The 12,120-nt window shown below is 32.6% G+C and carries 10 protein-coding genes; 4 read left to right on the top strand and 6 right to left on the bottom strand.

The window, feature by feature from the left end; genetic code table 11:
* Positions 1–8: 8 nt before the first annotated feature.
* Both uvrA and JJ844_03580 read left to right on the top strand, forming a co-directional pair.
* On the top strand, positions 9–2,912 hold the full coding sequence (uvrA, locus tag JJ844_03585; GenBank protein MBO6974757.1) for an excinuclease ABC subunit UvrA: 2,904 nt from the start codon (positions 9–11) through the stop codon (positions 2,910–2,912).
* 201 nt (positions 2,913–3,113) lie between these two features.
* Positions 3,114–4,523 (top strand): glycosyltransferase, encoded by a 1,410-nt coding sequence (locus JJ844_03580; GenBank protein MBO6974756.1) that lies wholly within the window; start codon positions 3,114–3,116, stop codon positions 4,521–4,523.
* Here the strand turns inward: JJ844_03580 and JJ844_03575 are convergent.
* Genes JJ844_03575 through JJ844_03565 form a run of 3 tightly spaced genes read right to left on the bottom strand, consistent with a single transcriptional unit; the run spans position 4,457 to position 6,055 of the window.
* Positions 4,457–4,702, bottom strand: a complete 246-nt coding sequence (locus tag JJ844_03575; protein MBO6974755.1) for a hypothetical protein — start codon at positions 4,700–4,702, stop codon at positions 4,457–4,459. The genes JJ844_03580 and JJ844_03575 overlap by 67 nt on opposite strands.
* An 11-nt stretch (positions 4,703–4,713) precedes the next feature.
* The gene (locus tag JJ844_03570) at positions 4,714–5,790 is read right to left on the bottom strand and encodes a phospho-N-acetylmuramoyl-pentapeptide-transferase (protein MBO6974754.1); all 1,077 of its coding nucleotides are present in this window, start codon (positions 5,788–5,790) and stop codon (positions 4,714–4,716) included.
* Positions 5,774–6,055: a DUF3134 domain-containing protein gene (locus JJ844_03565; GenBank protein MBO6974753.1), complete on the bottom strand. Its 282-nt coding sequence runs from the start codon at positions 6,053–6,055 to the stop codon at positions 5,774–5,776. Before JJ844_03565 ends, JJ844_03570 begins: the two co-directional genes overlap by 17 nt.
* A 284-nt stretch (positions 6,056–6,339) precedes the next feature.
* Here JJ844_03565 and JJ844_03560 point away from each other — a divergent pair, with 284 nt between their 5' ends.
* Positions 6,340–7,554, top strand: coding sequence for an argininosuccinate synthase (locus tag JJ844_03560; GenBank protein MBO6974752.1), 1,215 nt, complete (start codon positions 6,340–6,342; stop codon positions 7,552–7,554).
* 3 nt (positions 7,555–7,557) lie between these two features.
* On the opposite strand, the gene JJ844_03555 is transcribed toward JJ844_03560, so the two are convergent.
* Complete coding sequence (locus tag JJ844_03555) at positions 7,558–8,019, bottom strand: 30S ribosomal protein S6 (protein MBO6974751.1); 462 nt, start codon at positions 8,017–8,019, stop codon at positions 7,558–7,560.
* An 83-nt stretch (positions 8,020–8,102) separates the two neighbouring features.
* On the bottom strand, positions 8,103–8,984 hold the full coding sequence (locus tag JJ844_03550) for a shikimate dehydrogenase (GenBank protein ID MBO6974750.1): 882 nt from the start codon (positions 8,982–8,984) through the stop codon (positions 8,103–8,105).
* Between the two features lie 117 nt (positions 8,985–9,101).
* Between JJ844_03550 and dnaK the strand changes: the two genes are divergently transcribed.
* The gene (gene dnaK, locus JJ844_03545; GenBank protein ID MBO6974749.1) at positions 9,102–11,012 is read left to right on the top strand and encodes a molecular chaperone DnaK; all 1,911 of its coding nucleotides are present in this window, start codon (positions 9,102–9,104) and stop codon (positions 11,010–11,012) included.
* On the opposite strand, the gene JJ844_03540 is transcribed toward dnaK, so the two are convergent.
* Positions 11,009–12,091 carry an FAD-binding oxidoreductase gene (locus JJ844_03540; protein ID MBO6974748.1) on the bottom strand — a complete coding sequence of 361 codons (1,083 nt, stop codon included), beginning with the start codon at positions 12,089–12,091 and terminating at the stop codon, positions 11,009–11,011. The two genes, dnaK and JJ844_03540, sit on opposite strands and share 4 nt — an antisense overlap.
* Positions 12,092–12,120: the final 29 nt, after the last annotated feature.

Genomic DNA, 12,120 nt, shown 5'->3' with positions numbered 1-12,120 from the left:
ATTTAAACATGGTTAAAAAAATCAATAATAGTTTTGAAGAAGATAATTCAATCATTATTAGAGGAGCACGCCAGCATAATTTAAAAAATATTGATCTTTCCTTACCTAGAAATAAATTTATAGTCTTTACAGGTGTAAGCGGAAGTGGAAAAAGTTCTTTAGCTTTTGATACAATTTTTGCTGAAGGTCAAAGAAGATATGTTGAGAGTCTTTCGGCATATGCAAGACAATTTTTGGGTCAAGTAGATAAACCAGATGTCGACAATATTGAGGGTTTATCACCTGCTATTTCAATAGATCAAAAATCTACAAGTCATAATCCTCGTTCAACAGTTGGAACAGTAACAGAGATACAAGATTATTTAAGATTGTTGTTTGGTCGTGCTGGTGAGCCGCATTGCCATCACTGTGGTATTCCTATTGCCCCTCAAACAATTGACGAAATGGTTGATCAAATTCTTTTATTGCCAGAAGGAACAAGGTACCAATTGTTGGCTCCTGTTGTAAGAGGGAAGAAAGGAACTCATACAAAATTAATTAGTGGACTAGCTGCTGAGGGCTTCGCCCGGGTAAGAATCAACGGGGAGGTAAGAGAACTTGCAGATAGTATAGAATTAGATAAAAATCAAATTCATAATATTGAAGTAGTAGTTGATAGATTAATTGCAAGAGAGGGAATACAAGAAAGATTGAGTGATTCTTTGCAAACTTGCCTCAAAAGAGGCGATGGCTTGGCAATAGTAGAAGTTGTTCCAAAAAAAGGAGAAAACTTACCTTCTAACTTAGAAAGAGAAAAACTTTACTCAGAAAATTATGCATGTCCTGTACATGGCTCTATTGTTGAGGAACTTTCTCCTAGATTATTTTCTTTTAATAGCCCATACGGGGCTTGTCCAGATTGTCATGGGATTGGTTATTTAAAAAAATTTACTGCGGATAGAGTTATACCAGATAAAACATTACCTGTTTATGCTGCAATAGCTCCTTGGAGTGAAAAAGATAATACTTATTATTTTTCTTTACTTTATTCAGTGGGACAAGCTTATGGTTTTGAATTAAAAACTCCTTGGAAAGATTTAAGTGATTTGCAAAAAAAAGTTTTATTGTCGGGATCAGATAAACCAATTTTAATTCAAGCTGATAGTCGTTTTAAAACTTCAAGCGGTTTTGAAAGACCTTTTGAAGGGATTTTACCGATATTAGAAAGGCAATTGAATGAAGCTAATGGAGAATCAGTTAAACAAAAGTTAGAAAAATATTTAGAATTAGTACCTTGTAAGACATGTTCGGGAAAAAGATTAAGACCTGAGGCTTTAGCAGTCAAACTTGGTCCGTTTAACATAACTGATTTAACCTCTATAAGCGTTTCTGATACATTAATTCATGTCGAACGACTTATGGGATTAGCTAAGCCTAATAAGGAAAATATATCTTTATCAGAAAAACAAAAGCAAATAGGTGAGTTGGTTTTAAAAGAGATTCGTTTACGTTTGAAGTTTTTAATTAATGTAGGCTTAGATTATTTGACGTTAGATAGACCAGCTATGACTTTGTCTGGTGGTGAGGCTCAGCGTATTAGATTGGCTACACAAATAGGTGCTGGCCTTACTGGTGTTTTATATGTATTAGATGAGCCTAGTATTGGCTTACATCAGAGAGACAATGACAGATTATTAGAAACATTAAAAAACTTAAGAGACTTGGGAAATACTTTGGTTGTCGTTGAACATGATGAGGACACTATGAAATCCGCAGATTATTTAGTAGATATTGGCCCAGGGGCAGGGGTTTATGGTGGCGAAATTATTGCTAAAGGATCCTATCAAGATGTCTTGAAATCTGAGAGATCATTAACTGGGGCTTATCTCAGTGGCAGGAAGTCAATTCCGACCCCAAAAGAACGTAGATCATCTGTAAAAAAAAGTTTAATTCTAAATAATTGTTTTAAAAATAATTTAAAGAATATATCTGTAGAATTTCCTTTGGGAAGATTAGTTTCTGTAACTGGTGTTAGCGGTAGTGGGAAAAGTACTTTGATAAATGAATTGCTTCACCCTGCATTGTGCCATTCTCTAGGTTTAAAAGTTCCTTTTCCTCAAGGGGTAGAAGAGTTAAAGGGTATAAAGGCAATTGATAAAGTTATCGTTATTGATCAATCTCCGATAGGGAGAACACCAAGATCAAATCCTGCTACTTATACAGGTGCTTTTGACCCCATAAGGCAGATATTTACTGCTACAGTTGAAGCCAAAGCAAGGGGTTATCAAGCTGGCCAGTTTAGTTTTAATGTGAAAGGAGGAAGATGCGAAGCATGCAAAGGCCAAGGAGTAAACGTTATCGAAATGAATTTTTTACCTGATGTGTATGTTCAATGTGAAGTATGTAAAGGAGCTCGTTTTAATAGGGAAACACTTCAAGTTAAATATAAAGGTTTTAATATATCTGATGTTTTAGAGATGACTGTTGAACAAGCTGCAGAAATTTTCTCTGCTATACCTCAAGCTGCTGATAGATTATCTACATTGGTAGATGTTGGCTTAGGATATGTCAAATTAGGTCAACCAGCTCCCACATTATCCGGTGGAGAGGCTCAAAGAGTTAAGTTAGCTACAGAATTATCAAAAAGGGCTACTGGAAAAACTTTATATTTGATTGATGAACCAACTACAGGATTAAGTTTTTATGATGTTCACAAATTAATGGATGTGATACAACGTTTGGTAGATAAAGGTAACTCCGTAATTGTTATTGAACATAATTTAGATGTTATTAGATGTTCGGATTGGATAATCGATTTAGGACCTGATGGAGGGGATAAAGGAGGAGAAATTATTGCAGAAGGTATTCCTGAGGATGTCGCAAAAAATCCTAGTAGTCATACAGCAAAATATCTTAAAAAGGTTCTAAAGTAAAAAATACTTGTTGTAATTCTTTGTATTTTCAATTATCTCAGTAACGCGAAAGTCTTAACTAGAGGGCTATAAGATTAGTCTGTTACTGCTTTTTAAAAAATTTTTGTATTAAAAAAATCTAAAATCATAATGCTTTCTTAATATTTTCTCAGGAAATTCAGCTTATTTGTATTAAAGGCCGTTGATCGGAGGATTTGCTGAATGAGGTTTAAATTTTTACATTTACATTTACATGGTCTTATACGTTCTAGAAATCTTGAATTAGGTAGGGATGCTGATACAGGTGGGCAAACACAATACGTATTAGAATTAGTTAAAAGTCTGGCTAATACTTCAGATGTTGACCAAGTAGATTTAGTTACTCGTTTAATCAACGACTCTAAAGTAGACGATGATTATTCACAAGAAGAAGAATTTGTAGAACCTGGAGTTAGAATTTTAAGATTTAAATTTGGACCTAATAAATATTTAAGAAAGGAATTGCTTTGGCCACATTTAGATCATTTAACTGAAAGCCTTATTTCTTTTTATAAAAAAAATAAAAAGCCTGATTTTATACATGCACATTATGCAGACGCTGGATATGTAGGCGTTCAACTAAGTAAATCTTTAAATATTCCACTTATTTTTACTGGTCATTCTTTAGGAAGAGAAAAAAAGAGGAAATTGCTTGAAACTGGTTTAAAAACTAATCAAATAGAGAAACTTTATTCTATAAGTACAAGAATTGATGCAGAAGAAAAAGTTTTAAAGTCCGCAGATATTATCGTAACCAGTACTAATCAAGAGTCAGTTTATCAATATTCCCAATATTCTTCTTTTTCACCTCACAAAGCTAGAGTGATCCCTCCCGGAGTTGATCATAACAAGTTTCATCATATTTATTCGACAACAGAGACCGCTGAAACTGACAATATGATGAAACCTTTTTTGAAAGATTCTTCAAAACCGCCATTGTTGACTATTTCTAGAGCTGTGCGAAGAAAAAATATTCCTTCTTTGATTGAGGCATATGGAAGATCTGAAAAATTAAAACGGAAGACTAATTTAATTTTGATTTTAGGTTGTCGAGATAGCACTTCAAAACTTGATCCTCAACAAAAAGAGGTATTTCATAATATTTTCGAAACGATTGATAAATATAATTTGTACGGAAAGGTAGCTTATCCAAAAAAGCATCTTCCAAGTCAGATTCCTGCTATATATCGATGGGCTGCGAGCAGGGGAGGTGTATTTGTTAATCCAGCTTTAACGGAGCCTTTTGGTTTAACACTTCTTGAAGCTTCTTCATGTGGATTGCCAATAATATCAACAGACGATGGTGGTCCTAAGGAAATTCGGTCGAAATGTGAAAATGGACTCTTAGTAGATGTTAATGATATTAATAAATTGAAACTTATTCTTGAAAAAGGAATTTCTAATAATGATCAGTGGAAATTATGGAGCAGAAATGGAATTGAGGGCGTAAATAGGCATTTTAGTTGGAATACTCATGTACGTAATTATTTATCAATACTTACTGAAGAGTTATCAAAGTTTAAAAGTTATTCTTCGTCTGATATCAAACATAGTTGTTTAAAAGGAAGTTCTTCACTTATAAAACCCCATTGATCAAATACTTTAGGGTCAGGGTGAAGAATTAGTTGATTGCTATTTGTTTTCTTTAGTTTAAATCCTTTTTTAGATAGTTTCTTCATCAAGTTTGCAGTTTCTTCAAATCTAGATGCCATTGCATCAAGGCTTGAACAGTCACTTGTTAATCCGTTATCTTTCCATGTAAAAAAACTCATAACAAATTTTCTTAGAGATTGACTTTTAAAACTATACCTAAAATTACAAGTAAAATGTTGATTTTCCAAGAATTTTCAACTATTTTTTTTTCTTTAACTCCTTTTAGTTCAAAATGGTGGTGTAGTGGTGCCATTAAAAAAATACGTTTTCCTTTGTGAAATAATTTTTTTGTAATTTTAAAAAACCCTACTTGAATCATTACTGATAAAGATTCAACAATGAAGATTCCAGAAAAAATAGATAAGGTAAAAACGCTATTAGTTAATAGTGCTATAGAGCCTAAAATTGCACCAATACTTAAAGATCCTGTGTCACCCATAAATATTTTTGCAGGAAAACTATTGTATTTGAGAAATCCTAAACATATTCCTGACATTGAATAACATAAAATACTGAAAATAATAAGCTCTTGTTGATTCTTCATTAAAATTTCTGTTCCTAATCCATAAAAAACAATTCCACTACACCCAGCTGCTAATCCATCTAATCCATCAGTTAAATTAACTGAATTACTCATACCAACTAGAACTAAAAAAGAAATGGGCAATATGAAAATATTCATGTTTATTCCCCAGGACTCAGATACTGAGATAAGTGGATTTATTAAATCTTTTTCATAGGCTAAAGATATAAAAATTATTGAGATGATACTTTGAAGTATAAATTTTTCTTTTGTTTTTAAACCGGTGTTTTTTTTGTTTTTAATACTTATATAATCATCTAAAAAGCCTGTAATAAAAAAGCCAAAAATAGTAAGTAATAAAAGAAATAATTTTAGGGAACCTAAATTGATAGTAATTATTAAAAGAAAAATCAAAAGAGGGATAATCATGAAAACTCCTCCCATTGTTGGGGTATCACTTTTTCTAAAGTGATTAGCAGGACCTTCAGTTCTAATATTTTGGAGTAGATTTAATTTTTTGATTATCTTTAGACCATTTTTTGTTGTGAATAAAGAAATAAAGAAAAATAACGTATAAACTCCTATAAAAATAAAATTTTTAAAAAAAAAGGAAGTAACTATTAAAGCAAAAGTATTTAATATTAATAACGATTTAAAGTTAAATTCTTTAATCTTCCCAATCATCCTCTAATGAAGGTTCCTCTTCAGTTTTATAATCTTCTTTCTCTCCCATTAGCGCTGAAAGTTCTTCTTCCTCTATCGTACTAATCTCTTGTGAATCTCCTTCTTTTTCAGCAACCAGCCTTCCTGTATTTTCAAGCCAAGATAGCAGATCAGGTTCATCTCTTAGGGGCAAAACAGGAGCTGGATCATCTCTGTGATAGCAAGTTAAAGCTGGGTTAACTTCAGAAATATCGTCTAATCTAAGTTTTAGTTTATTTGAGTCCATTAAAGATTATGTTCTATATATAAGATAATACATAATGATGCACACGAAAAACTATGTTTGATAAAGGAAATTTAAAATACTTTTTTATCTGCTTAATTTCCTTGTTGCTGTCTGGATTATTAAAACTTCTTGGATATTTGAATCCCGATGTTTTAATAATTAATAACTTTCTTCTCTTATTACTAGTTTTTGGTCCAGCTCTTTTAGTTACAATAGTATTAGTTTTTAATAAGTTTTCAAATTCTTAATTAAGTCAAAAATTAAAATTTATGGAGCAAATTTAGATGCATCAGGTAAAAAAAGTTGTACTAGCTTATTCTGGTGGCGTAGATACGAGCGTTTGTATTCCATATTTAAAGAATGAATATGGAATTTCAGAAGTGGTTACTTTTGTGGCTGATCTTGGACAAGGGGAGGATTTAGAACTTATTAGGCAAAAAGCATTAAATTCTGGTGCATCTCAATCAATTGTTGGTAATTTAGTTAATAGTTTTGTTGAGAGATATGCTTTCCCAGCCATTAGAGCAAACGCATTATATCAAGATAAATATCCTTTATCTACAGCTCTTGCTAGGCCTTTAATTGCAGAGAATCTAGTAAATATTGCTCGAGAGTTTAGTGCTGACGCAGTCGCTCATGGATGTACTGGTAAAGGGAATGATCAAGTTCGATTTGATTTAGCAATTCATGCTTTAGGTCCTGATTTGAAAATAATTACTCCTGCAAGGGAATGGAAAATGAGTAGAGAAGAGGCAATATTGTATGGAGAAAAATTTGGAATTCCTGCACCAGTATCAAAAAAATCACCATATTCAATAGATGTTAATTTACTCGGTAGGAGTATTGAAGCAGGCGTATTAGAAGACACAATGCAAGAGGCGCCTGAAGATATTTTTGCAATGACATCATCTATTGATAAATCACCTGATACTCCTCAAGATATAGAAATAATTTTTAAAAATGGGTTTCCTGTTGGAATTAATGATGAATCTTTAACCCCTGTAGAGATTATAAAAAAAGCTAATTTTCTTGCAGGCGAGCATGGTTTTGGAAGAATTGATATGATTGAAGATCGAGTAGTAGGAATAAAAAGTAGAGAGATTTACGAAACACCTGGCCTCTTACTTTTAATAAAAGCTCACAAGGAATTAGAAAGCATTACATTAAACCCAGATGTTATCGATTTTAAAGGAACAGTGGAAAAAAAATGGGGTCAATTAGTCTATCAAGGTTTTTGGTTTGGACCTCTTAAAGATAGTTTGGATGCATTTATTTCATCGACTCAAACTTCAGTCAATGGAAGAGTAAAGATTAGACTTTATAAGGGGAATGCAACAATCATTGGAAGAATATCTGAAAATAATTCTCTATATAGGGAAGATTTAGCAACTTACAGTAGAGAAGATGTGTTTAATCATTCCTTAGCAGAGGGTTTTATTTATATGTGGGGTATGTCTAATAAAATTTGGGCCGAGTTAAATTCAAAAACTAATGATTAACATTTAAGATTCTCCATTTTCATTGGTTTCAGTATTATCTTTTACTGAAGTTGAAGTTTCAGTAGTTGTTTCTGGTTGACCCTCTTTAGATTCTACTTTGGCTTTTAGATTATCTTTGTTATCTGTCTGAGGTGTACTCTTGTTCGAAGTTTTTGGTGTTGGTAAAGGCCCTTCTTGTTTAACCGTCATGTATCTAATAACATCTTCACTCAGTCTCATTGCTTTTTCAATTTTAAAAATATGTTGTCCGTCACCTTGATGACTTAATTGAACGTACACACCTTCTCTATGCTTTGCTATTTGATAGGCTAATCTTCTCTTGCCTCTCATTTGACTATCTACAATAGTGCCGCCAAATTCTTCTAAAAGTTTATTGTATTTGTTAATGTGATTAGTTACTTCATCTTCCGCAATATCAGGGCGAAGGATGTACATTGTTTCGTAATAAGATTGTTGATCGTTCATAGTTTCAGACAAGGGCTTTGGCTCATAAATGTATGCGATGAGCGTCTGTTCATTATTCACCATACATTATGATGGGCAATTTCTTAAAAATTACCATTATTTTTTTTAAGATATTTTTTTAAAGCGTTATTCATGATATGAAAAGGTACTTCTAAACCATCAGTCCAAAAGGATAATGATTGAATTCCTTGAGCAACAAGCATTTGTAAACCATCGATAGTCATGCAACCTTTATTAGCGCTAAATTTTAATAAGTCAGTTGGTGCAGGATTGTAGATTAAATCATAAACAATTGTTTTCTCATTAAGGGATCTCCAAAAAATTTCTCCATATGGTAATTCATTTGTTTCATTTGTAGCTATTTTCATTCCGACTGGTGTGGTATTTACAATTAAATCTGCTTCTTCAATAAAATTCTTAGCCTTATCATCATTATTTAACAAACCCTTAATTTTAATTTGACTTTCAAAATTTTTTGTTAAGTCATCTAATGATTTTTTGTTGCGTGACACTACTGAAATTGTTGAAAAATTCAAATTTATTAATCCTTGTATAACTGATCTCGCTGCTCCACCAGAGCCTAGTACAATCGATTGTTTGTTTCTTAAATTTAAGTTTTTTAATGGATAAATAAATCCTTCTACATCTGTATTAGTTGCACTCCATTCTTTTTTAGAATTTAATTTAAGTGTATTAATTGCCTTAAGCTGGTTGGCAATAGGTGAAATTTCACTACAAAGGTCAAATACTTTTTCCTTAAAGGGAATTGTAATATTTAATCCCTTGCAATTAATTTTTTTCAAAGAATTGAGAACTATTTCTAGATCTTCATTTTTACAAGGTATTGCAATATAAATTAAATCTAATCCTAAATATTGAAGAGCAGCATTTTGCATGATTGGTGACAAAGAGTGGCTAATTGGATTGCCGATTAATGCAATAAAAGATGTCTTACTTGTAATCATGTTTAGAAATTTTTTTTAAAAAAATTACGATCTGTTCGGGAACCACACCCCGTCTTTGAGTAACAATAATGACTCCGATGACCGATTATGGAGAATATAAAATATGAGAATTTACCCATGGGTAAGGTTGTAGGAATCGACTTAGGAACAACTAATAGTTGTGTCGCAGTAATGGAAGGTGGTAAACCTACTGTAATAGCAAATGCTGAGGGTTTCAGAACTACTCCATCAGTTGTTGCATATACTAAAAATCAAGATCAGCTTGTTGGTCAAATTGCTAAAAGACAAGCAGTAATGAATCCTGAAAACACTTTTTATTCAGCAAAGCGTTTTGTTGGTAGAAGAGTGGATGAAGTTAATGAAGAATCTAAAGAAGTTAGTTATTCTGTTGAAAAATCGGGTTCTAGCGTCAAATTAAAGTGTCCTATTTTGGATAAGCAGTTTTCTCCTGAAGAGGTAAGTTCTCAAGTTTTAAGAAAGTTAGCAGATGATGCAGGTAAATACCTTGGCGAAAAAGTGACACAGGCTGTAATTACAGTTCCAGCTTATTTTAATGACTCTCAAAGACAGGCTACAAAAGATGCAGGAAAGATTGCTGGTTTAGAAGTCCTCAGGATTGTTAACGAGCCAACTGCTGCAGCTTTAGCATATGGTTTGGATAAAGAAAATGAAAAAATTCTTGTTTTTGACTTAGGTGGAGGAACATTTGATGTTTCAGTTATTGAAGCTGGAGATGGAGTAACTGAAGTTTTGTCTACATCTGGAGATACACATTTAGGTGGTGACGATTTTGATAGATGCATCGTAGATCATTTAGCTAGTACTTTTAAATCAAATGAGGGAATTGACCTTAGACAGGATAAGCAAGCTTTACAAAGACTTACTGAAGCTGCAGAGAAAGCAAAAATTGAGCTTTCAAATGCTACTCAAAGTGAAATAAATTTACCTTTTATCACAGCGACGCCCGAAGGTCCTAAACATTTGGATTTGAACTTAACTAGGGTAAAATTCGAGGAATTAGCAGCCTCCTTAATTGATAGGTGTAAGACCCCAGTTGAGAGAGCTATAAGTGATGCAAAAATTTCTACTAGTGAAATTGATGAAGTGGTAATGGTGGGAGGCTCATCAAGAATACCTGCTGTTCTAGATTTAGTTAAAAAAATAATAGGTAAAGAACCAAATCAAACTGTTAATCCTGATGAGGTAGTAGCTGTTGGAGCGGCAATTCAAGGAGGAGTTTTAGCAGGAGAGGTTAAGGATATATTGTTGCTTGACGTTACTCCACTTTCTTTAGGTGTAGAGACATTAGGGGGAGTAATGACAAAAATGATAAATCGAAATACTACAGTGCCTACGAAGAAGTCTGAAACATATTCAACTGCTGTAGATGGACAAACGAATGTAGAAATACACGTTTTGCAGGGCGAAAGAGAAATGGCTTCTGACAACAAAAGCTTAGGAACTTTTAGATTGGATGGTATACCTTCAGCGCCAAGAGGTGTTCCTCAAATTGAAGTTACATTTGATATCGATGCAAATGGTATTCTTAGCGTTACGGCTAAGGATAAAGGGAGTGGTAAAGAGCAAAGTATTTCTATCACTGGTGCCTCTACTTTATCTGACAATGAAGTAGAAAAAATGGTAAAGGATGCTGAATCGAATGCATCTGCAGATAAAGAAAAAAGAGAAAAAATTGATTTAAAAAATCAAGCTGAAACACTTGTTTATCAGACAGAAAAGCAACTTGGTGAGCTTGGAGACAAAATTGATGCTGCAGCAAAATCTAAAGTCGAAGAAAAAAGTAATGCTTTAAAAGAAGCAACTTCAAAAGAAGATTATGAATCAATGAAAAAACTTCTTGAAGAACTCCAGCAAGAACTTTATGCGGTAGGGTCATCTGTTTATCAGCAACCCGGCAATCAGCCACCAACATCTGGCCCAACTGGTGGTGGTCCTGATCAGAATGATTCAACTGAAAAAGGCGGTGATGACGTAATTGATGCTGACTTTACTGAAACTAAAGATTAGGTTAAGTAATTCTTAATTTCATTAGCGACCCATTTAGAGCAAGCTGGAGCAAGCAAAAATCCATTTTTGTAAAACCCTGTACATACAATTAGGCCATCTTCCAAATTTCTCATAATTGGTGATGGTTCTCCATCAGGTCTTGACCTTATACCAAACCATTTTTTGTAAATTTTATCTTTTGTAAGCCAATTTGGTTTTTTATCGAGAAAATCTGTGAGTTGTTCGAATATATTGTCTTCTGGCTTGGTGCGATATTCATCAGTTGAACCAATTATAAGCTTATTTTTTGATTTTGGAATTATATTTTTACCATTTATATTGAATTGTTTTGGAAGTGATAAAAAATTAACTTCTGCATCGCTAATATTCACTTCCATAGCTTGACCCAAAACAGGTTTTAATTTGATGTTGTGAGATAGGTTATCTATTAAATCGACTGCTTTTAGAGAATTACATAAAATAACTATGTCAGATTTGATTTCTTCGTTGTTTCTTGTTTTAGAAAGCCATTGATTTTTTGATTTTCTAATTTCTATGATTTGATCTTCTAAAAAAGCAACTTTTTTAATTTTTAGATATATATCTAATGTCTGTAGTAAAGAAAAAGCATTTATCCTCCCATCTTTGTGGGATATCATTCCCATTATATTTTTTATTTGGAAGGTATTTTTTATATTCTTTATAAGTGTTGAGTCTCTTTCTAAAATTTTTAAGTTTTCATCATTATTTTCATTAACGAATTTTTTAAGTTTTTTAAACTTTTCTTCATTTGTAGTAAGTTGAATTAATGGCTTTGTAATTTGTAATTTAGTATTAAATTCTCTTAGAAACTCTATCCATTTTGGCCATAATTCTATGCTTTCTTTCCTTAAAGTCCAACTTCTTCCTTTTCTTTTTAAATACATATTACCCATTAGCAAGCCCAATGCTGCATTGCTACTATTTTTTTGTTGAGCAGGGTCTACAATGGTTACCTGGAAACCTAATTCTGATAATTCTAGAGCGTTAAATTTACCAATGATTCCAGATCCAATAATAATTATGTGTGTTTTTTGAAAATTTTCTTTTAAGCTTTTCATTGATATATTAGATATACTCACTTACCTGA

It is taken from the genome of Prochlorococcus marinus CUG1435, assembly GCA_017644375.1.
Taxonomy (GTDB): domain Bacteria; phylum Cyanobacteriota; class Cyanobacteriia; order PCC-6307; family Cyanobiaceae; genus Prochlorococcus_A; species Prochlorococcus_A marinus_AH.
The sequence above is the reverse complement of the archived record's forward strand: the minus strand, read 5'-3'. Positions and strand labels throughout refer to the sequence as shown.

Coding starts and splice junctions, on each gene's coding strand:
- uvrA (MBO6974757.1), top strand. CDS start 9: ATGGTTAAAAAAATCAATAATAGTTTTGAAGAAGATAATTCAATCATT.
- JJ844_03580 (MBO6974756.1), top strand. CDS start 3,114: ATGAGGTTTAAATTTTTACATTTACATTTACATGGTCTTATACGTTCT.
- JJ844_03575 (MBO6974755.1), bottom strand. CDS start 4,702: ATGAGTTTTTTTACATGGAAAGATAACGGATTAACAAGTGACTGTTCA.
- JJ844_03570 (MBO6974754.1), bottom strand. CDS start 5,790: ATGATTGGGAAGATTAAAGAATTTAACTTTAAATCGTTATTAATATTA.
- JJ844_03565 (MBO6974753.1), bottom strand. CDS start 6,055: ATGGACTCAAATAAACTAAAACTTAGATTAGACGATATTTCTGAAGTT.
- JJ844_03560 (MBO6974752.1), top strand. CDS start 6,340: ATGCATCAGGTAAAAAAAGTTGTACTAGCTTATTCTGGTGGCGTAGAT.
- JJ844_03555 (MBO6974751.1), bottom strand. CDS start 8,019: ATGAACGATCAACAATCTTATTACGAAACAATGTACATCCTTCGCCCT.
- JJ844_03550 (MBO6974750.1), bottom strand. CDS start 8,984: ATGATTACAAGTAAGACATCTTTTATTGCATTAATCGGCAATCCAATT.
- dnaK (MBO6974749.1), top strand. CDS start 9,102: ATGGGTAAGGTTGTAGGAATCGACTTAGGAACAACTAATAGTTGTGTC.
- JJ844_03540 (MBO6974748.1), bottom strand. CDS start 12,091: ATGAAAAGCTTAAAAGAAAATTTTCAAAAAACACACATAATTATTATT.